18 protein-coding genes are annotated in these 21,286 nt (G+C 34.0%); 12 read left to right on the forward strand and 6 right to left on the reverse strand.

Annotation, left to right across the window (positions count from 1 at the left end; translation table 11 throughout):
- The first annotated feature begins 107 nt into the window (after positions 1-107).
- The 5 genes from QQM35_RS06855 to QQM35_RS06875 all read left to right on the forward strand — a co-directional run bounded on the left by QQM35_RS06855 (position 108) and on the right by QQM35_RS06875 (position 5,552).
- Positions 108-1,415 (forward strand): dihydrolipoamide acetyltransferase family protein, encoded by a 1,308-nt coding sequence (locus tag QQM35_RS06855; protein ID WP_251516091.1) that lies wholly within the window; start codon positions 108-110, stop codon positions 1,413-1,415.
- 4 nt (positions 1,416-1,419) lie between these two features.
- The gene (lpdA, locus tag QQM35_RS06860) at positions 1,420-2,826 is read left to right on the forward strand and encodes a dihydrolipoyl dehydrogenase (protein ID WP_251516094.1); all 1,407 of its coding nucleotides are present in this window, start codon (positions 1,420-1,422) and stop codon (positions 2,824-2,826) included.
- Positions 2,827-2,967: 141 nt separating this feature from the next.
- Complete coding sequence (locus tag QQM35_RS06865; protein WP_251516096.1) at positions 2,968-3,249, forward strand: UPF0223 family protein; 282 nt, start codon at positions 2,968-2,970, stop codon at positions 3,247-3,249.
- A 374-nt stretch (positions 3,250-3,623) separates the two neighbouring features.
- Positions 3,624-4,799, forward strand: a complete 1,176-nt coding sequence (gene auxB, locus QQM35_RS06870) for a lipoteichoic acid stability factor AuxB (protein WP_251516098.1) — start codon at positions 3,624-3,626, stop codon at positions 4,797-4,799.
- Positions 4,800-5,075: 276 nt separating this feature from the next.
- Positions 5,076-5,552 (forward strand): DUF4064 domain-containing protein, encoded by a 477-nt coding sequence (locus tag QQM35_RS06875; protein ID WP_342610293.1) that lies wholly within the window; start codon positions 5,076-5,078, stop codon positions 5,550-5,552.
- A 62-nt stretch (positions 5,553-5,614) separates the two neighbouring features.
- Here the strand turns inward: QQM35_RS06875 and QQM35_RS06880 are convergent, their stop codons facing one another.
- Positions 5,615-6,226, reverse strand: coding sequence for a YktB family protein (locus QQM35_RS06880; protein WP_251516102.1), 612 nt, complete (start codon positions 6,224-6,226; stop codon positions 5,615-5,617).
- Positions 6,227-6,455: 229 nt separating this feature from the next.
- On the opposite strand from QQM35_RS06880, the gene QQM35_RS06885 reads away from it, so the two are divergent.
- Positions 6,456-7,271, forward strand: a complete 816-nt coding sequence (locus QQM35_RS06885) for an inositol monophosphatase family protein (RefSeq protein WP_251516104.1) — start codon at positions 6,456-6,458, stop codon at positions 7,269-7,271.
- Positions 7,272-7,361: 90 nt separating this feature from the next.
- Here the strand turns inward: QQM35_RS06885 and QQM35_RS06890 are convergent, their stop codons facing one another.
- Entirely contained in the window at positions 7,362-7,553 is a 192-nt protein-coding gene (locus QQM35_RS06890; protein WP_251516106.1) for a DUF5325 family protein, read from the reverse strand.
- 97 nt (positions 7,554-7,650) lie between these two features.
- Here QQM35_RS06890 and typA point away from each other — a divergent pair, with 97 nt between their 5' ends.
- Entirely contained in the window at positions 7,651-9,498 is a 1,848-nt protein-coding gene (gene typA, locus QQM35_RS06895) for a translational GTPase TypA (RefSeq protein ID WP_342610294.1), read from the forward strand.
- Between the two features lie 51 nt (positions 9,499-9,549).
- On the opposite strand, the gene QQM35_RS06900 is transcribed toward typA, so the two are convergent.
- Both QQM35_RS06900 and QQM35_RS06905 read right to left on the reverse strand, forming a co-directional pair.
- Positions 9,550-9,723 (reverse strand): DUF2197 domain-containing protein, encoded by a 174-nt coding sequence (locus tag QQM35_RS06900; protein ID WP_251516109.1) that lies wholly within the window; start codon positions 9,721-9,723, stop codon positions 9,550-9,552.
- Positions 9,724-10,206 carry a hypothetical protein gene (locus tag QQM35_RS06905; protein WP_251516111.1) on the reverse strand — a complete coding sequence of 161 codons (483 nt, stop codon included), beginning with the start codon at positions 10,204-10,206 and terminating at the stop codon, positions 9,724-9,726.
- A 291-nt stretch (positions 10,207-10,497) separates the two neighbouring features.
- Between QQM35_RS06905 and QQM35_RS06910 the strand changes: the two genes are divergently transcribed.
- The 3 genes from QQM35_RS06910 to QQM35_RS06920 all read left to right on the forward strand — a co-directional run bounded on the left by QQM35_RS06910 (position 10,498) and on the right by QQM35_RS06920 (position 16,193).
- Positions 10,498-10,773: a YlaN family protein gene (locus tag QQM35_RS06910; protein ID WP_251516113.1), complete on the forward strand. Its 276-nt coding sequence runs from the start codon at positions 10,498-10,500 to the stop codon at positions 10,771-10,773.
- 329 nt (positions 10,774-11,102) lie between these two features.
- A complete protein-coding gene (ftsW, locus tag QQM35_RS06915) occupies positions 11,103-12,323 on the forward strand; it encodes a cell division peptidoglycan polymerase FtsW (protein ID WP_251516115.1) in 1,221 nt (406 codons plus the stop codon).
- Positions 12,324-12,743: 420 nt separating this feature from the next.
- The gene (locus tag QQM35_RS06920; protein ID WP_251516117.1) at positions 12,744-16,193 is read left to right on the forward strand and encodes a pyruvate carboxylase; all 3,450 of its coding nucleotides are present in this window, start codon (positions 12,744-12,746) and stop codon (positions 16,191-16,193) included.
- Between the two features lie 50 nt (positions 16,194-16,243).
- On the opposite strand, the gene QQM35_RS06925 is transcribed toward QQM35_RS06920, so the two are convergent.
- Positions 16,244-17,152: a COX15/CtaA family protein gene (locus tag QQM35_RS06925; RefSeq protein ID WP_251516119.1), complete on the reverse strand. Its 909-nt coding sequence runs from the start codon at positions 17,150-17,152 to the stop codon at positions 16,244-16,246.
- A gap of 279 nt (positions 17,153-17,431) precedes the next feature.
- Between QQM35_RS06925 and cyoE the strand changes: the two genes are divergently transcribed.
- Both cyoE and QQM35_RS06935 read left to right on the forward strand, forming a co-directional pair.
- Positions 17,432-18,343: a heme o synthase gene (gene cyoE / locus QQM35_RS06930; RefSeq protein ID WP_342610295.1), complete on the forward strand. Its 912-nt coding sequence runs from the start codon at positions 17,432-17,434 to the stop codon at positions 18,341-18,343.
- Between the two features lie 25 nt (positions 18,344-18,368).
- The gene (locus QQM35_RS06935) at positions 18,369-18,830 is read left to right on the forward strand and encodes a DUF420 domain-containing protein (RefSeq protein ID WP_251516123.1); all 462 of its coding nucleotides are present in this window, start codon (positions 18,369-18,371) and stop codon (positions 18,828-18,830) included.
- A 59-nt stretch (positions 18,831-18,889) separates the two neighbouring features.
- Here QQM35_RS06935 and QQM35_RS06940 read toward each other — a convergent pair whose 3' ends face one another.
- Positions 18,890-21,148: an ATP-binding cassette domain-containing protein gene (locus tag QQM35_RS06940; protein WP_251516125.1), complete on the reverse strand. Its 2,259-nt coding sequence runs from the start codon at positions 21,146-21,148 to the stop codon at positions 18,890-18,892.
- Positions 21,149-21,286 lie beyond the last annotated feature (138 nt).

Consider the following 21,286-nt stretch of genomic DNA (forward strand, 5'->3'; position numbering starts at 1 on the left):
GACGTTTATCTCTCTCATTAGCGTTTATATAAAAGATAAGAACTGACATTTTGTCACACGTTCTTTGTCTCATTTAGAGTTAAATTGAATATTAGGAGGATAATAACGTGTCATTTGAATTTAAATTACCCGATATTGGTGAAGGTATCCACGAAGGTGAAATAGTAAAATGGTTTATTAAAGCTGGAGATCAAATTGAAGAAGACGACGTTTTAGCAGAAGTTCAAAATGATAAATCTGTTGTTGAAATCCCGTCACCTGTTTCTGGAACAATTGAAGATGTATTAGTTGATGAAGGGACAGTAGCGGTCGTTGGTGACACAATCGTTAAGATTGACGCACCTGATGCTGAAGAAATGCAATTTAAAGGTAGCGATAGTGACGATTCAGCTGATTCATCTAAAGAAGAACCACAAGAAGAAAAAGAAGAAAAATCAGAAACATCTGAAGAACCAGCTAAATCAGAAAGTTCTGATGAAGATGTAGATGAAAACAAACGTGTTAAAGCAATGCCATCAGTGCGTAAATATGCACGTGAAAATGGTGTTAACATCAAAGCAGTTGCTGCTACAGGTAAAAATGGTCGTACAACTAAAGAAGACATCGATGCTTACTTAAATGGCGATGCAGCAGCATCTTCTGATCAAAGTGAAGAAAGTCAAGCTCAAGGTCCAGAGTCAGCACAATCTGCACCTGTTTCAACTGAAGGAGAATTCCCAGAATCAACAGAAAAAATCCCTGCAATGCGTAAAGCAATTGCAAAAGCAATGGTTAATTCAAAACATACGGCTCCTCACGTTACGTTGATGGATGAAATTGATGTACAAGAACTTTGGGATCACCGTAAGAAGTTCAAAGAAGTTGCAGCAGAACAAGGTACGAAATTAACATTCTTACCGTATGTTGTTAAAGCACTTGTTTCTGCACTTAAGAAATATCCAGCGCTTAACACTTCATTCAACGAAGAAGCTGGAGAAGTTGTGCATAAACATTATTGGAATATCGGAATCGCAGCAGATACAGACAGAGGTTTATTAGTACCTGTTGTTAAACATGCTGATCGCAAATCTATGTTCCAAATTTCAGATGAAATCAATGAACTTGCAGTTAAAGCAAGAGATGGTAAACTAAGTTCAGAAGAAATGAAAGGTGCAACTTGTACAATTAGTAATATTGGTTCAGCTGGTGGCCAATGGTTCACACCAGTTATCAATCACCCAGAAGTAGCAATCTTAGGAATTGGCCGTATTGCACAAAAACCAATTGTGAAAGACGGAGAAATTATTGCAGCTCCAGTATTATCATTATCATTAAGCTTTGACCATAGACAAATTGATGGTGCTACTGGACAAAACGCAATGAATCACATCAAACGATTATTAAATAATCCAGAATTATTATTAATGGAGGGGTAAAATTATGGTAGTTGGAGATTTCCCAATTGAAACAGATACTATAGTTATCGGAGCAGGACCAGGAGGATACGTTGCAGCAATTCGTGCAGCACAATTAGGACAAAAAGTAACAATCGTAGAAAAAGGTGAACTAGGTGGGGTATGTTTAAACGTTGGTTGTATCCCTTCTAAAGCATTATTACATGCTTCTCATCGTTACGATGAAACAAAGAGCTCTGAAAACTTAGGTGTTATTGCTGAAAGTGTTTCACTTAAATTTGACAAAGTTCAAGAATTCAAACAATCAGTTGTTCACAAATTAACAAGTGGTGTTGAAGGTTTATTAAAAGGCAACAAAGTTGAAATTGTTAAAGGTGAAGCTTACTTCGTAGACAATAACAGCTTACGCGTTATGGACGAAAAAAGTGCACAAACTTATAACTTCAAAAACGCTATTGTTGCTACTGGTTCAAGACCAATTGAAATCCCTAACTTCGAATTCGGTAATCGCGTAATCGACTCAACAGGTGCTTTAGGTTTACAAGAAGTACCAGGTAAATTAGTTGTTGTTGGTGGCGGATATATCGGTTCAGAACTTGGTACTGCATTCGCAAACTTCGGTTCAGAAGTTACGATTTTAGAAGGCGCTAAAGATATCTTAGGTGGATTCGAGAAACAAATGACTCAACCAGTTAAGAAAGGTATGAAAGAAAAAGGCGTTGAAATCGTCACAGAAGCTATGGCTAAATCAGCTGAAGAAACTGAAGACGGCGTTAAAGTTACTTACGAAGTTAACGGTGAAGAGCAAACAATCGATGCTGACTACGTATTAGTAACTGTAGGTCGTAAACCAAATACAGACGAACTTGGTTTAGAAGAATTAGGTATGAAATTTGCTGACCGTGGTTTAATCGAAGTAGACAAACAAAGCCGTACTTCAATTGAAAACATTTATGCAATTGGTGATATCGTTCCAGGATTACCACTAGCACATAAAGCTAGTTATGAAGCGAAAGTAGCAGCTGAAGCTATTTCAGGTGAAGCTGCAGAAGTTGACTACATCGGTATGCCAGCAGTTTGCTTCACTGAACCAGAATTAGCTCAAGTTGGTTATACAGAAGCGCAAGCTAAAGAAGAAGGTTTAGAAGTGAAAGCTGCTAAATTCCCTTACGCAGCAAATGGCCGTGCATTATCACTAGATGATACAAACGGATTCGTTAAATTGTTAACACTTAAAGAAGACAATACTTTAGTAGGAGCTCAAGTTGTTGGTTCTGGTGCTTCAGACATTATTTCTGAATTAGGTTTAGCAATTGAATCAGGTATGAATGCTGAAGACTTAGCATTAACAGTACATGCTCACCCAACTTTAGGTGAAATGTCAATGGAAGCTGCTGAAAAAGCTTTAGGTTTACCAATCCACACTATGTAATTTATATAATTACAACTGAACTTTTAAATAATCTACAGAAAATAACCACTGGTATGCTTACTAGTGGTTATTTTTCAATTTATGGTGCACCATTCAATTACTTTAAATAACTTAATAAAAATTAAGAGGAGAAATTTCATTATGGAATATCAATATCCGATAGATTTAGATTGGACCAATGAGGAAATGATGGAAGTTGTCTCATTTTTTAATGCGGTAGAATCATTTTATGAAGATCGTGTTGAAGGAACAACATTGCTAAACCGTTATAAGCAATTTAAAAAAATTGTGCCAGGTAAGGCAGAGGAAAAACAAATTTTTAAAACTTTTGAAAAGAGTAGTGGGTATGACAGTTATAAAGCCGTAAAAACTGTGCAAACTTCAAATGACGACCAAAAATACTTTAACTCTTCAGGCATTTAATATTTGAAATTTTGTTATCTCGTATATAAGTAGTATACATTTCATATGTAAAAAAATGTTATAATGGTTAAAACACAAAAAATACTTTTGTATGATAATTTTTAGAGGTATTTGTCTTTTTAGAAATTATTTAAATAATGAAAGTGTTTATTAATGTGAGAGTTACTGTAAAACATATATTACTATTTATTGATTTCATTAATGAGCTAAATATGTTATTTTTATGCAAAACAAAACATGTAATTTAATAACGTAACACTTAAAACATGTCCTCATTCCAAGGTTAAAAGTGTTTCAATTAAGTAGATGTGAGTAGTTATTTAATAATGATTTCGGTATAATAGTTTGATAAGAAACGTAAGGAGTTGTAAAACATGTCAGGAGAGCAATATACTCAAGTAAGACGTCCTGTGAGCCGTCTTGCAGAAAAGGTATTGGGTTGGTTGAGTTGGCTGTTTTTACTGTTTTTAACTATTGCAACGATGTTTATCGCATTAGTATCATTTAGTGATGACAGTTCAATTCGAAATTTAGAAAGCTTTTTAAATAATAATGATTTAATCCAACAAATTCTTGGAACAAGTAATTTTAATACGACACAATTTGTTATATGGTTGCAAAATGGTATTTGGGCATTAATTGTATATTTAATCATTTGTTTATTAATATCATTCTTGGCTTTAATTTCCATGAACATTAGAATTTTATCAGGATTTTTATTCTTATTAGCGATGGTTATAACTTTACCACTTGTTGTACCACTCGTAACATTAATTATACCAGTGCTATTTTTCATTATTGCAATTATGATGTTTGCTAGAAAAGACAAATCTGAAATCGTGCCTGCGCATTACGCTGGTAACCAACATGAATATGATTCAGATTATGACTATGATTATGAACCTGAAGCAGACAATCATTATAAACATCAACCTACTTCTGATGCATATGAAGACGATCACCAAGATCAACAACTTAGAAGAGGTGGTTATAGTTCAGCAGTAGCAGAAAAGGTTAATTCAGACTACAATAAAAAAGATGATGATGAACCTCAAGTGTTGTCTCGACAAGCTAAATACAATTATAAAAATAAAGCTCAAAAAGACAATAGTGATGATATTGAAAATAGTAAAGACGAGTTTGGTCAAGTGAGCAATGTTTATGATGAAAAAGGCAATCACGTAGAGACAGAAGAACAACGACTTAGAAGACAAGAAGCTGAAGAAGAACGTCAAAGACAGCAACAACAACAAGCCGAAGAAGAAGCACGTAGAAAGCAAGAAGAACGTGAAGAGGCACAGCGTCGTAAACAACAAGAACGTGAAGAAGCAGCGAGAATGAAACAACAAAAAGCTGAGGAAAAAGAACGTATCAAACAAGAAAAGAAAGAAAGAAAACGTCGTAAGAAAGAATTGAGAAAGCAACAACCAAGTGCAGTCAATCAACGTAGAATGAATTTTGATGAACGTAAAAAAATGCATTCTCATGATTCAACTCAAGATGAAAACGTAGAGACGAATTCAAAAACTAACAACGACGAAGAAAAATAATATCGATTTTAATGTAAAAGGGAGTGGAACAGAAATCGAATTTTCTAATAGAGATTTCGTAGTCCCACCCCGGCAAGGATGACTAGGATTGAAAAAGCTTGTTCTAAGCGTATTTTCAATTCAGACATCTACTGCCAAATTGATAAAGAGTCTGAGACACTTATTTTTGTCTCAGACTCTTTTTTTGAATCATGATTGCTTAAATTTGTTATAGTCGTTAGTGATATTGTTTTAATTTTGATATGATTGAACTACATATTTGAAAGGGGAATTATGATGAACAGAATGCCAGAGAAAATTATTTCTTGGATTGCTATAGGGATAAGTGCAATATATTTTATAATATTACTCATATCCTATTTATTCATGAATAACGCGCCTCAATTTAAAGCTAGTCTTAAAAGTTCAAATCAATTAGGGGCTAATGCTGATCAAACAATGGCACAATCGCAAATGGCGATGCCTGTCCTTTTAGGAATATTAGGTGCGGTTGTTATTTTAGGAATCATTGCGACATTGATTATGAAGAAAAAGCGTGTGTTATGTATATGCTTATTTTTTGTTATTGCTCTTTTAGTCTTTTTCACTATGAATCTACTCTCAGCATTGCTTTGGGTGGTCGTAGCGATTATGCTCATTGTACGTAATGGCAAAAAGCACACTACGCATCAAAATCAGCAATTTACGAATAAAGAACAAGATATGAACCACCAACATCAACAGAAAAAAGAAAACGACCCTTATATTTATTAAATATCGTTATTTAACGAAAAAGAGGTGTGGGCATTTACTTACATGCCCACACCTCTTTCGCTTTATCGATAAAACATTAAGAAATGTTCAAAAGTGTCTTCGATAAAGCTTAGAAAAGCCTTATCAGTTTTTAATTGCTTGTCTTGTGGTGATAAAGTACGAGCTATAAAGAGTTCACCTTTTTTAACATTTTTAACTCTATCTATCGCTTTTTTAATGTCATCGTCAGTCATTTCATTGATATAGGTCTTTTTCTGACTCATATGATCTAAGCTAATACTATAGTCGTCGGGTAAATTTTTCAGTTTATTAAATTGATCTTCGAACACTTTTACTTGATCAGCCTTATTTTTAGCCTCATGCATGACGCCATACATTACAAATAATTGATCTCTAAATAAACCTATTTGAAAATGAGGTTGCATTTTATAACCTCGATTATTAGTGGAAAAAGCAACCCACGTATCTACTGGTGGATTGACACTCCTACGCGCATGTTTGGCTACATGTGGGTAAAACGTTTCACCAGTGGTTGTTTCTAGATACTCTGCAAAATACGTCCCCAGTTCATTGAGTTGTGGGCGAACATGTTTATCAAGGGCTTCCATTCGTTCATTAAGACCTTCAACTTCAAACGATTTAAAATCATTCGGCTTAAAAGTATATTTAGTCATGAAATTCTCCTATCTTTTCACGTTTTTATTTATTGTAGCATAGATTTTATCACGGCTCATCGCATAGGATTAGCTAATATTTGTTCTGTTAATATCGTAAGTGTAAACGGGAAGATAATAGGGTAACGATGATTATAAAGCTTTAAAGTACATACATTATTCCTTTATATAATTAACAGCATTTATTGTGCTTTTAACTTATAATAAAGGTGTAAAAGGAGCTGATTGTATGTCTGTATATGAATTTGCGAAAGGGCTCATCATTGAGGCAGGTAATAACGTTAAAAAAATAATGAAAGAAGATATTAATATTGAAACTAAATCGAATCCAAATGATTTAGTGACAAACGTAGATAAAGCAACTGAAGCTTATATCGTAGAAAATGTTAATAAAACATATCCGAACCATTCCATCATAGGTGAAGAAGGTCATGGTCACGATATAACAAATGTGGAAGGCATCACATGGGTAGTTGATCCGATTGATGGAACATTAAACTTTGTGCATCAACAAGAAAATTTCGCCATTTCTATTGGAATTTTTCAAGATGGGCAACCCTATGCTGGCTTCGTGTATGATGTCATGAATGATGTGTTGTATCATGCGAAAAGAGGGGAAGGTGCATTTGAAAATGAACAACCTTTACCTCAAATAGAAGCTACTCAACTGCACCGTAGTATTATTGGAATCAATCCAAACTGGCTAACGAAACCAAAGTTAGGAGAAATGTTTAAACCAATTGTTGAATCCGCTCGAAGTTCTAGAGCATACGGATCTGCAGCCTTGGAAATTGTAGCGGTTGCTACTGGTAAATTAGCAGCATATATGACACCACGATTACAGCCTTGGGATTTTGCAGGCGGCGTTATTATTTTAAATGAAGTAAATGGTAAAGCCTCTAACTTGAAGGGTGGCGATTTATCTATTTATCAAGCAAACTCTGTAGTTATCGCAAATCCATCATTACATGAAGAATTAATGCAACAACATTTTAGTAAACATCAATCAACGATAAATTTATTACATGAACGTTTAAATAACTAAATGTCTACTATTAATGTTGATAAAAAAGGACGCAAGTTCCCTTTACATAGGATCTTGCGTCAAAAAGTTGTATAGCTCAAAATAACTGATTTAAAACCAATCATTTTCTCTGTATTTCTTTTTAAGCGTAAAGCCAACACCAAATGTTGCAATGAACAATATAAGTGTTAAAATCATCATTGGAACATTAGAAGCAGCTAAACTAAAGCTAAATAATAGCAAGAATAAAATTGCAACTATTGCTAAAATCCAAAATATTGATTTTGATTTTTTTTGTTGCATCCAACCACACCTTTATAGTTTTCTTTAACATATTATATGATATAATAAATAAGTTGCAAAGAAAAGTGGGAATCTATTCTAGAAAGGAAATTGTAAAATGACTAATAAGAGAGAAGACGTTCGAAATATAGCAATCATCGCCCATGTTGACCATGGTAAAACAACATTAGTTGATGAATTATTAAAACAATCTGGTATATTTCGTGAAAACGAACATGTAGATGAAAGAGCGATGGATTCTAATGATTTAGAAAGAGAACGTGGTATTACAATTTTAGCCAAAAATACAGCGGTTGATTACAAAGATACACGTATCAACATTTTAGATACTCCGGGACACGCTGACTTCGGTGGCGAAGTTGAACGTATTATGAAAATGGTTGATGGGGTTGTCCTTGTTGTAGATGCTTATGAGGGTACGATGCCACAAACACGTTTCGTATTGAAAAAAGCGTTAGAACAAGACCTAAAACCAGTAGTGGTCGTAAATAAAATTGATAAACCCGAAGCGAGACCAGAAGGCGTAGTTGATGAAGTGTTAGATTTATTCATCGAATTAGAAGCTTCTGACGAACAATTAGAATTCCCTGTAGTTTATGCTTCAGCTGTGAATGGTACTGCGAGCTTAGAAGCAGATAAACAAGATGAAAACATGAAATCATTATATGAAACAATTATTGAATACGTACCAGCACCAATTGATAATAAAGATGAACCATTGCAATTCCAAGTCGCATTATTAGACTACAACGATTATGTAGGACGTATCGGCGTTGGACGTGTATTTAGAGGTACGATGCGCGTTGGTGACAACGTATCACTATTAAAACTTGACGGATCAGTTAAAAACTTCCGTGTTACGAAAATTTTCGGTTACTTCGGTCTAAGAAGAGAAGAAGTAAACGAAGCACAAGCAGGAGATTTAATTGCCGTTTCAGGTATGGAAGATATTAACGTTGGGGAAACAGTAACGCCTCACGACAATCAAGAACCATTACCAGTATTAAGAATAGATGAACCAACATTAGAAATGACATTTAAAGTAAATAACTCACCATTTGCTGGTAGAGAAGGTGACTACGTTACTGCACGTCAAATCGAAGAACGTCTAGATCAACAATTAGAGACAGACGTTTCATTAAAGGTTACACCAACGAAATCACCTGACACTTGGACAGTAGCAGGCCGAGGTGAATTACACTTATCTATTCTCATTGAGAACATGCGTAGAGAAGGATATGAGTTACAAGTTTCTAAACCGCAAGTTATTTTAAGAGAAATCGATGGCGTTCAATGTGAACCATTTGAGCGTGTACAATGTGAGGTACCACAAGAGTACACAGGTGCAGTAATTGAATCATTAGGACAACGTAAAGGTGAAATGTTAGATATGGTTACAACTGACAATGGCCTTACACGTATTATCTTTATGGTTCCAGCACGTGGTTTAATCGGTTACACTACTGAATTCATGTCACAAACACATGGTTATGGTATTATTAACCATACATTTGAAGAGTTCAAACCTCGCGTGAAAGGTCGTCTAGGTGGTCGTAGAAATGGTGCACTCGTTTCATTAGACAAAGGTCAAGCAAGTTCATATGCAATCATGGGCTTAGAAGATCGTGGAACAAACTTCATGGAACCAGGAACTGAAGTTTATGAAGGTATGATTGTTGGTGAGCATAATCGTGAAAATGACTTAACTGTTAATATCACAAAAGAAAAACACCAAACTAACATACGTTCTGCTACCAAAGACCAAACAGTAACAATGAAACGTCCAAGAGTTATGACTTTAGAAGAAGCATTACAATTTATAGATGATGACGAACTTGTTGAGGTGACACCAGAAACAATTCGTATTAGAAAGAAAATCCTTAATAAATCAGCACGTGAAAAAGAAGCAAAACGTGTTAAACAAATGATGCAAGAGGAAGAATAAAGATAAAAAAGCCCTGAAGTACAATTACTGTACTTCAGGGTTTTTTTATCTTTAATGGTGATTGAAAGTCGTTTCTTGATTTCGATGTTTTGGTGTATCAAGCCTACTCTTACATTCATCACACATAAATGTATGCATAGGATCGTTGCGTAAACGTTTAGCTTCTAATGTATTTTCATCGATATATACTTCAATATCGCAAATGATACATTGAACTTTCTTCATTTAAATCACCTCTATATTTGTTACGTGTTCGAACTGATAAGAATAACCTTCCTCAGGAATATATACGAAACTATCTACGGCGTTATCTGAATATAATTTCTTTCCATCTTTAGCAAATTGGAAGAATAAATATGGTAATAAATCGATTGGTACTTCGATATGATTTTCATCATTGAAAAGTCGAATTGCTGTCCCATTCGGTTTGACTTCAGCATTTTTAAAGAATGGTGTCATGTTGATAACGAATGAACCTTCTAATACTGCACGTTTTTTATACTTAATTTCTGAGTTTAATGTAGGAGGATTTGTTTGACCTTCTAAAATTGCACGGTTCCATTCGCGATTATCATCAAAGCTAATTGGTTTAGTACCATCGAAGACACCATTTTCTAAATCTTCTAATTGAACCTTTCGATCATCAAAAATCCAAGTCGTACTATCTAACGTAATTGGAAAATTTACTGCACCCGTTATTTGAATCATAATTCCACTCCTAATATATATTTAATTTATTTATAGTTTGTTTATAAAATGTAGTTAAGTAACAGAAAAAAATAGGTAATCATTAATTTAAAATGAATACTTCTCAATTTTCTATTAACTTTAAGTTAAAACACTCATCTGAGAACTATAAATAGTAAGGATAAATTTTTCTTTAATGTCCATTTTATCACATAAAATCGTTTAAAGTATATTAGGAAATTTACTTGCTTTTTAATATTTAGTAAGATACACTTTTAATTATAAAGTTACAATTGATAGGGGGAGTATGTCATGGCCAAGCGTGATCAGCTTAATAATGCGGCATATGACCAATTAAATAAAGATGCAAATCGTATTCTACAACTCATTAAAGTACAGATGGATAATCTTACTTTACCTCAATGCCCATTATACGAAGAGGTTCTTGACACGCAAATGTATGGTTTGCAAAAGGAAGTAGATTTCGCAGTCGAATTAGGTTTAGTAGAAAGCGAAGCGGGCAAAGATTTAATGCTTCGATTAGAGAAAGAACTTTCTAAATTGCACGATGCATTTACAAATGTATAATTGGTCTAAGATAAATTATATTGATTTTAAATCTATTTAAGAAATTGACAGTAACAATAAATATAAATCGATATAAATAATGAAGAGTGACTAGGATATCAAACTCATTGATGATCTTTTAGTCACTTTTCTTAATTTTGACGGCAAAACAACAATAGTTAAACTGAAATATTAAATTTAAGATATATTTATTCGAGAAAATACGACTAAGTTTGATATAATGAAACAAGCTCACTGTTTATTAGATAAATTTCGCTTTTAAATTTAATTTATACTGTGAACATAACAAAATTGATATGAATAATAAGTAGAATTGGATGATATGTCAAATGAATAACATAAAGCAATTTTTTCGATATATAGGCAGTAACGTCAAATATATCGATTTCCCATTAGTAATTACATACCTACTTTTATGTCTCATTGGTTTGGTCATGGTATATAGTGCGAGTATGGTACCTGCTACGAAAGGTTCATTGACTGGTGGGGTGTCCGTGCCGGGGACTTACTTTTACACACGACAGTTAGTGTATGTAATTATGAGTTTAATACTCGTGTTCTTTATGGCCTTTTTCATGAATGTTAAAATTCTTGAAACAACACGCTTTCAAAAGATTATGATACTGGGAATTATTGTGCTTTTAGTTGCAACATTAGCAATCGGAAGTAATATCAATGGTTCAAGAAGTTGGATTAAATTAGGATTTATGAACTTACAAGCTTCCGAATTATTAAAGATTGCACTAATTCTTTACTTACCATACATGATTGAGAAAAAACGGCCAAAGATTTTTAAACAACCCAAACTATTAACGTCACCAATTATTTTAATGGCGTTTTGTATTGCGCTCGTATTTTTACAAGGTGACATTGGACAAACTTTATTAATTGTTATTATTTTCTTCTCTATACTATTCTATGCTGGAATCGGAGTTGAAAAATCAATTAAATTTGGTTTAGTCATATTATTAGCAATCGCAATTATAGGAACATTATTACTACTCGTTGGTTTAGTGCCTGATTATTTAACAGCACGTTTTAGTACGTTGACTAATCCATTCAATAAGGAATCAGGTACGGGTTACCATATTTCTAACTCATTAATCGCAATTGGTAATGGTGGTTTATTTGGTAAAGGTTTAGGTAACAGTATTATGAAATTAGGTTACTTGCCTGAACCACACACCGACTTTATCTTTTCAATTATTTGTGAAGAATTAGGATTACTTGGTGGATTATTTGTCATTTGTTTATTATTTTATATCGTCTATAGAGCTTTTGAATTAGCTAATAAAACGAATTCATTTTTCTATAAATTAGTTTGTGTAGGTATTGCAAGTTATATCGGTTCACAAACATTTGTAAACTTAGGCGGTATTTCAGGTACGATTCCATTAACAGGTGTGCCATTACCTTTCATTAGTTTCGGTGGTTCTTCAATGATCAGTTTAAGTATAGCCATGGGTCTATTATTAATAACAGCTAAGCAAATCAAGAAAGATGAAGCTAAGAAAAAGCAAGGTTCCAAACGATTCAATGTAGTTAAATAATGTATAAATAAAGGGACTAGAACAGGAAATGTTCTAGTCCTATTTTAGTTCATGCTAAATTTCAATTAGCGTTTATACACTGTGTATATGTAAGAGTAAAACAGTCGTAAGCTATAAATTATTTACATAAGTTTTCATTATGATTTTGTATAACTTCTAATTATGCAATATTTATGATAAAATATTTTATCTAGGGATTAAGAAAAATAGATGTAGGAAATAAGTAAATTTAAAGTATGTTTGATAGGTAAGTAAAGTTGTTACGAATATATGAGGAAAAACTGATACATGGAGTGATGACTCAGTCGTACTGTATTCACTTTCCAGTATTTTATGTTTCATTCATAAGCAATTGATTTTTCTTAATAAATTCACATCCCTAATTTTTTGAATATTCAATCACTTTAAGGGGGCTTTATTGTGCAAAAAATCAATAAACTATTAGTAGCTAACCGAGGAGAAATTGCAATACGAATTTTCAGAGCTGCAACAGAATTAAACATTCAAACGGTAGCAATATATTCAAATGAAGATAAAGGTGCTTTACATAGATATAAAGCAGATGAATCGTATTTAGTAGGCGAGGATCTTGGACCGGCTGAATCCTATTTAAATATTGAACGGATTATTGAGGTTGCTAAACATGCAGACGTTGATGCGATACATCCTGGTTATGGATTTTTAAGTGAAAATAAAACATTTGCCAGTCGATGTGCCGAAGAAGGAATTAAGTTTATAGGTCCTTACACTGAACATCTTGATATGTTTGGGGATAAAGTTAAAGCAAGAACGACTGCGATTAATGCAGGTTTGACGGTTATTCCTGGTACAGATGGACCAATTGAAAGTTATAATGAGGCGCAAGTTTTCGCTGAAGAAGCTGGTTACCCATTAATGATTAAAGCAATAAGTGGTGGGGGCGGTAAAGGGATGCGTATAGTTAATTCTGAATCAGAATTAGAAGATGCATTTTACCGAGCTAAATCAGAAGCTGAAAAGTCATTTGGCAACAGTGAAGTTTATATTGAAAAATATATTGATAATCCAAAACATATAGAAGTCCAAGTAATTGGTGATGAACATGGGAACATCGTACATTTATATGAGCGAGATTGTTCTATTCAGCGACGTCATCAAAAGGTGGTTGAAGTAGCACCCTCTGTTGCTTTAAAGGACAATTTGAGAGAGCGAATATGTGAGGAAGCAATTAAGCTCATGAGAAATATCGGTTACGTTAATGCTGGGACTGTTGAATTCTTAGTATCGGGTAAAGACTTCTACTTTATTGAAGTGAATCCGCGTGTACAAGTTGAACATACCATTACTGAGATGATTACAGGTGTCGATACCGTCAAAACGCAGTTGTTAATTGCGAATGGTGAGAAACTCTTTGACGAAGCTATCTCAATGCCACAACAAAATTCGATTCAGACATTAGGGTATGCTATTCAATGTCGTATTACAACAGAAGATCCGTTAAATGACTTTATGCCTGATACAGGGAGAATTATCGCTTATCGTTCAAGTGGTGGGTTCGGTGTGAGACTAGATGCTGGTGACGGTTTCCAAGGTGCAGAAATATCACCTTTTTATGATTCATTATTAGTAAAATTATCTACCCATGGCATGTCCTACAAGCAGGCCGAAGAAAAAATGGATCGTTCGTTACAAGAAATGCGTATAAGAGGCGTCAAAACGAATATACCATTTTTAATTAATGTGATGCGTCATCCAAATTTTAAAACGGGAGATTATACAACGAAATTTATTGAACAGACACCTGAATTATTTGATATCCAACCTTCTTTAGATAGAGGAACAAAGACACTAGAATACATTGGTAATGTCACGATTAATGGATTTCCAAACGTAGATAAGCGTCCGAAACCTCATTTTGAAACTTTTAAAACGCCTACTGTGTCGAAGCAATACATTGAAAGTCTTTCAGGTACTAAGCAATTATTAGATCAAAAGGGACCTGAAGCAGTTGCTAAATGGGTTAAAGACCAAGATGATGTGCTATTGACTGATACGACATTTAGAGATGCCCATCAGTCATTATTAGCTACGCGTGTTCGTACGAAAGATATGATGAATATCGCTTCGAAAACATCAGATGTAATGCAAGATCATTTTTCTTTAGAGATGTGGGGCGGTGCAACATTTGATGTGGCTTATAACTTTTTAAAAGAAAACCCATGGGATCGTTTAGAAAGATTAAGAACAGCTATTCCGAATGTGTTATTCCAAATGTTGTTACGAGCATCAAATGCTGTTGGTTATAAAAACTATCCTGATAATGTGATTAAAAAGTTCGTGAAAGAGAGTGCAGCAGCGGGTATTGATGTCTTCAGGATATTTGATTCATTAAATTGGGTAGATCAAATGAAAGTTGCCAATGAAGCGGTGCTCAATGCCGGTAAGATTTCTGAAGGTACTATTTGTTATACGGGTGATATTTTAAATCCAAACAGATCTGATATTTATACGATAGACTACTATGTGAAAATGGCTAAGACCTTACAACGAGAAGGGTTCCACATGTTAGCGATAAAAGACATGGCTGGTTTATTAAAGCCGAAAGCAGCATATGAACTTGTAGGTGAATTGAAAGCGGCTATTGATTTACCAATTCATTTGCATACACATGATACGAGTGGTAACGGATTAATGATTTATAAAGAAGCGATAGATGCAGGTGTAGATATTATAGATACTGCAGTGGCTGCAATGAGCGGATTAACGAGTCAGCCAAGTGGTAATTCCTTAGCTTATGCGCTCAATGGTTTTGAACGTAACATTCGTACCGACGTAAACGGTTTAGAATCGCTATCGCATTATTGGAATATTGTTCGTCAATATTATAGTGATTTTGAAAGTGATATAAAATCGCCGAATACTGAAATTTATCAACATGAAATGCCAGGTGGACAGTATTCTAATTTAAGTCAACAAGCTAAAAGTTTAGGACTTGGTCATCGATTTAATGAAGTGAAAGATATGTACCGACGTGTGAATTTCCTATTCGGAGATTTGGTAAAAGTTACACCATCCTCTAAAGTAGTCGGAGACATGGCATTATATATGGTACAAAATGACTTAGACGAACAATCAGTAATTGATCAAGGACATAAATTAGATTTTCCAGAATCTGTGGTATCCTTTTTCAAAGGTGAAATTGGTCAACCGGTTAATGGTTTCAACAAGCAATTACAAGATGTCATATTGAAAGGTGAGAAGCCATTGTCAGCGAGACCAGGTGAATATCTTGAACCTGTGGACTTTGAACAAATTCGTAAACAACTAGAAAATAAACAACAAAATGAGGTTACCGAGCAAGACATTATCAGTTATGTACTATATCCAAAGGTTTATGAACAATATCGAGCAACTCAAGAACAATTTGGTAATATATCTTTATTAGATACACCAACATTTTTCTTTGGTATGCGTGCTAATGAAACTGTTGAGATTGAAATCGATAGAGGTAAACGTTTAATTATTACGCTCAAAACTATCACTGAACCTGATGAAGAGGGTGTGCGTACTATCTTTTATGATATGAATGGTCAAGCGCGTCGTATTTATATCACTGATGAAAACGCACAAACAAACGCAAGTGTGAAACCTAAAGCCGATAAATCTAACCCAAACCATATTGGTGCACAGATGCCAGGATCAGTAAATGAAGTGAAAGTGACAATTGGTGATACTGTTAAAAGTGGACAACCACTCATTATTACAGAAGCAATGAAAATGGAAACAACAATTCAAGCACCATTTGATGGCGTGATTAAAAATATTACGGTAGCACAAGATGATGCAATTGAAACAGGAGATTTATTAGTAGAATTCGAATCTGAAGAGTAAAAAAGGCAACGTCACGTATTGATGTGACGTTGCCTTTTTCCTAAATTGAATTACTTTGCACTGCGTATTGTTCTTAACATGAGTACGATAAAGTACGTAATTAATCCGAAGAGCAGTGTGATAAATAGTGCATGCAATAGTGCAATAAATAAATTCACATGTGTAATGATTGATAGTGCGCCTGTTGTCACTTGCAATATCACAAGAATAAACGATGCCGTATATCCATAACGAATAGTGCGATTATGTTTATAATGATTAATCGCATGTATAAACGTGAGCATAATCCAAATAAATGCGATTAATGCCATACCTCGGTGAGTGAAATTAACCCAATCTTGTGAGTTATGAGGGATAATGTCTTGAAACGGTAATGGCCAATCTCCATATGCTAGACTTGCTTTTTTATGGCGTACAAGTGCGCCCGTATATATCGTTAAATAAACAATTGCTGCCATAATCCATGTATAGATACGCAAAGGTTTTCTAATGAATAGCTCATCTGCTTCGTATTTTCGATCCACCTCGAATATGATTAACGTCAATACAAATACAGAAGAGAAAGATACTAAAGAAATACCGAAGTGTAAGGCAAGAATGTATGCATTTTGTTGCCACATGACAGCTGCTGCACCGATAAGTGCTTGCAACAATAAAAAGGCGATACATATAAGTGATAATGGCTTCACTTCTTTGATATAACCGATATGTTTCCATGCTACTATTGTGAGCCAGATAACTACTATTAATGATAATCCAGAAACAGCTCTATGGCTTAATTCAATAATCGTTTGTATCGGTAGATTTTGGGGTAGGAGCGCACCGTGACATAATGGCCAATCAGAGCCACAACCATTTGCTGAACCCGTCTTCGTCACTAATGCTCCACCAAGTTGTACCCATACCATGATAAGTGTAGCTGTTACCGATAACCATTTGAGATTTCGTTTGTTAAACAATAATGAACACCCCACTTAAAAATAACTATTGGGACTTTATAAAATGTAATAGCGTATAAAGACATGATAATATTGCGCTTTAACTTCCCAAATATAATCTTTGTTTAACGTATAATAAACCTTAACTATAATTATAACAATAAATGATATAGTAATTGTGTCATAAAATTGACGATTTTTGAATGTCTTTAAAGTGTCACAAATATCTAGATAAACATGTAGTAAATCACTATAAAATAATATATCATTGTATTATATGAAAAATTTAGGAGGGAGATTATGAACAAAGATATCACTTTGTCACATGACACAAGCCGATTAACTTTTAAAGAGTTACAGCAAATTATTAAAATGGGGCTTGTACAAGGTAACTTAATTCCTGCATTTGCAGGTGCTTGGCTTGCGATAGTGTTGGCAAACCACTCCTTTCTCTCGTCTGTACCACAAATATTAATGATGATAGTAGGATCTACGTTAATCATGGGTGGGGCATGTGCTGTAAATAATTATTACGATCAAGATATCGATCGTATCATGCCTAGTAAACAACAAAGACCCACAGTTAATGAACGTATTTCCGATAGAAACTTATTAATTTTAAGTTTTGGGATGATGCTTATTGGGGAAGCATTATTGTTTGCACTAAATATTCCATCAGGGGTCATTGGTCTGTTAGGCATTGTAGGATATGTTTCTTTTTACTCAATTTGGTCTAAGCGACACACTGTATGGAATACTGTAATAGGTAGTTTTCCTGGTGCAGTTCCACCGTTAATTGGCTGGACTGCTATTGAAGGAAATATCAGTATGGTAGCTATTGCATTATTTTTAGTCGTATTTTGTTGGCAACCAATTCATTTTTACGCTTTAGCCATCAAGAGAAAAGATGAATATTCATTAGCTAATATCCCGATGCTACCTTCAGTTAAAGGATTTAAACGTACGAGAGTAAGCATGTTTATCTGGCTTGTACTATTACTTCCATTACCATTCCTATTAAGCGATTTAGGTGTTACATTTATTATATTAGCGACATTACTAAATCTCAGTTGGATTTATATGGGATTAACAAGCTTTAAAAAGGATTCAGATCAAACGAAATGGGCTACAAAGATGTTTATTTATTCCTTAAATTATTTAGTAGTATTCTTTGTACTCGTAGTTGTGGTCTCACTTATTCAAATGTTCTAATTATATATTTATAAGGATGAAATTTATGAATTTACCAATATTACCTACATTAAGTACCAGTTTCATAGTTATAAGTGCCATTCTTGTTGCAATAGGTTGGCGCAAAATTTGGAAAAGACAAATTGAAAGTCATAAAAAAATCATGTTAACCGCTGCTGTATTCGCACTTTCGTTCTTCATCATATACGTTTCAAGAACGATATTTATTGGAAATACAGCATTCGGTGGTCCAGATTCTATAAAGACGTACTACACGATTTTCCTTGTATTCCATATCAACTTAGCGACAATTGGTGGGGTACTTGGACTAATCCAAATCATAACTGCATTTAAAGATAAATTTAAAGTGCATCGATTTGTTGGTCCAATTGCTTCGATTGTATGGTTCTTTACAGCAATTACGGGCGTAGCAGTATATATATTATTATATGTACTTTACCCAGGTGGACACACAACTTCATTATTGAAAGCGACCTTAGGTTTATAATTTCATTTAAAAAGACCCAGCCAATGTTATATACATTGGCTGGGTCTTTTTAAATATCATTAATTAGAAATATAGCGTTGTAAATGCTTTGCGGTTACTGAGTCTTTGCAATCTAACAGACCGTTTGGCTCTCCCTCATAAAGTAATTGGCCTCCGTTTTCACCTGCATATGGACCAATATCAATCATCCAATCTGCAAACGTCATCATTGTTAAATTATGTTCAATAATCACTAACGTATTGCCCTGTTCGATTAAGTTGTTGAAGCACTCCAATAACACAGGTATATCTTCTTCGTGTAAACCAGTAGTAGGTTCATCGAAGATAAATATTTTATCTTGAACCGTATGTGTCATATATCTACTTAATTTAACGCGTTGTACTTCACCACCAGATAATGTATCTAGAGACTGTCCGAGTGTCATGTAATTAAGTCCTGTAGATTTTAAAGATTGCAATGGCGTTGAAATGTTAGGTTTCTCTTTGAAGAAATGAATAGCTTCATCAACAGTTAAATCGAGAATATCTGCTATTGAATAACCATCTACTGTAGCTTCTAATACTTTCGGTTTATATCTCTTACCTTTACAAACATCACAAACTTGTGTGAAATCTGGCATAAATGCTAATTCTGTCTTTAATACACCTTTACCATTACATTCTGGACAAGCACCTTCTGAATTATAACTAAACATAGACTTCTTGAGCTTGGTATTTTCACTAAAGTAACTTCTCACATCATCAAAAATATTAAGATAAGTGAGCAAGTTAGAACGGTTAGATGCATGAACGGGCTTCTGATCAATAAATATAGATTGTTCAGAATGATTAAGTGCAGCATGGATTAGTGAACTCTTTCCTGAACCTGCTACACCTGTAACAACCGTCATTGCTTGTTCCGGAATTTTAAATGAAATGTCGTTAATGTTGTTGTGCTTAATATGAGCATACTTAAAGAAATTTTCATGTTTTCTTATTTCATTTTTAAAATGATGTTGTTGTCTCAGTGCATGTCCAGTACTTGTTGTGGAGTTTATCAATGATTGGTAGTCACCAGTAAATGTAATTTCGCCTCCATTTTTACCAGCTAACGGACCTAAGTCTATTATGTGGTCAGCGATACGAATAACGTCAGGGTCATGTTCAACTACGAGTACCGTATTACCTTTAGATTTCAGAGACAAAATGATTTCATTTATGCGTTCAATATCATCTGGGTGCAGACCAATACTCGGCTCGTCTATAATATAAACTAAATCTGTTAAAGGGCTATTAAGATGACGAATAAGTTTGATTCTTTGAGATTCGCCACCAGATAACGTGTTCGTTTCACGCGATAATGTTAAATAATGAAGCCCGATATAGCTGAGTGATTCAAGTTGATTTTTTAATGGTTCTATGATGACTTGAGCCTTTTCAGATTTAATTTGTTGAATAAACTTCAGCGCTTCATCAATTGTTAAAGCAGTAAAATCTGCTATATCTAGACCGTTGATTTTACATTTTAAAACTTCTTGACTTAAACGTTTACCTTCACATTTTGGACATTTACTTGAAGTAACAACTCGATCTATCGCTTCTTTAAAACGTTTTTTCTCAAAGTTATCATTAAGTAAAAACGAACGGCGGAAACGATGAATCAGTCCTTCAAATTTTGCTGTTCTAGGCCATTCTTCAGGTGGATTTTTAAGTTTAGTTGGTTCAGTATATAAGAATGTATCTAACTCTTCTTTAGTATAGTCTTTGAGTTTTTTATCATTATCAAATAAACCAGAATATACATATCTTTTACCTCTCCAACTATCTGGTCTAAATGATGGGAATCGTATCGCATCTTCATTTAAAGATTTGTCAAAATCTAATAGCTCGTTCAAATCAATATCTTCCACATAACCTAAACCTGAACATTGTTCACACATACCTTTCGGGTTATTAAAGGAGAAGATATCGGAGTAGCCTACGAATGGTTCACCAATTCGTGACCAAAGTAAGCGTACAGACGCGTAAATATCGGAAATTGTGCCCACTGTAGAACGTGAATTACCACCTAGGCGCTTTTGGTTAATAATCATAGCTACCGGTAAATTTTCAATATGATCTACATTAGGTTTTGCATATTGAGTTAACTGATGTTGAATATATGTAGAATATGTTTCATTTAATAATCTTTCTGATTCAGCAGCGATTGTATTAAACACTAATGAAGATTTTCCAGAACCAGAACGTCCTGTAAAAACAGTTATTTTATGTTTGGGAATATCCACTGAAATATTTTTTAAATTATTTTGCTTGGCACCTTGTATATTAATTGATGTCATAAACTTTCACCTCACACTGATGTGTATACCCGAAATTGAAATGTTAGTCACTTTAGTAAAAGTTGAAAAAATAATAAATCAAAAGTTTATAAAAAATTTACATAGACTTGTCTTGCTTGTTTGAACAAGATACATGTA

This window comes from Staphylococcus hsinchuensis, assembly GCF_038789205.1.
GTDB classification, from domain to species: domain Bacteria; phylum Bacillota; class Bacilli; order Staphylococcales; family Staphylococcaceae; genus Staphylococcus; species Staphylococcus hsinchuensis.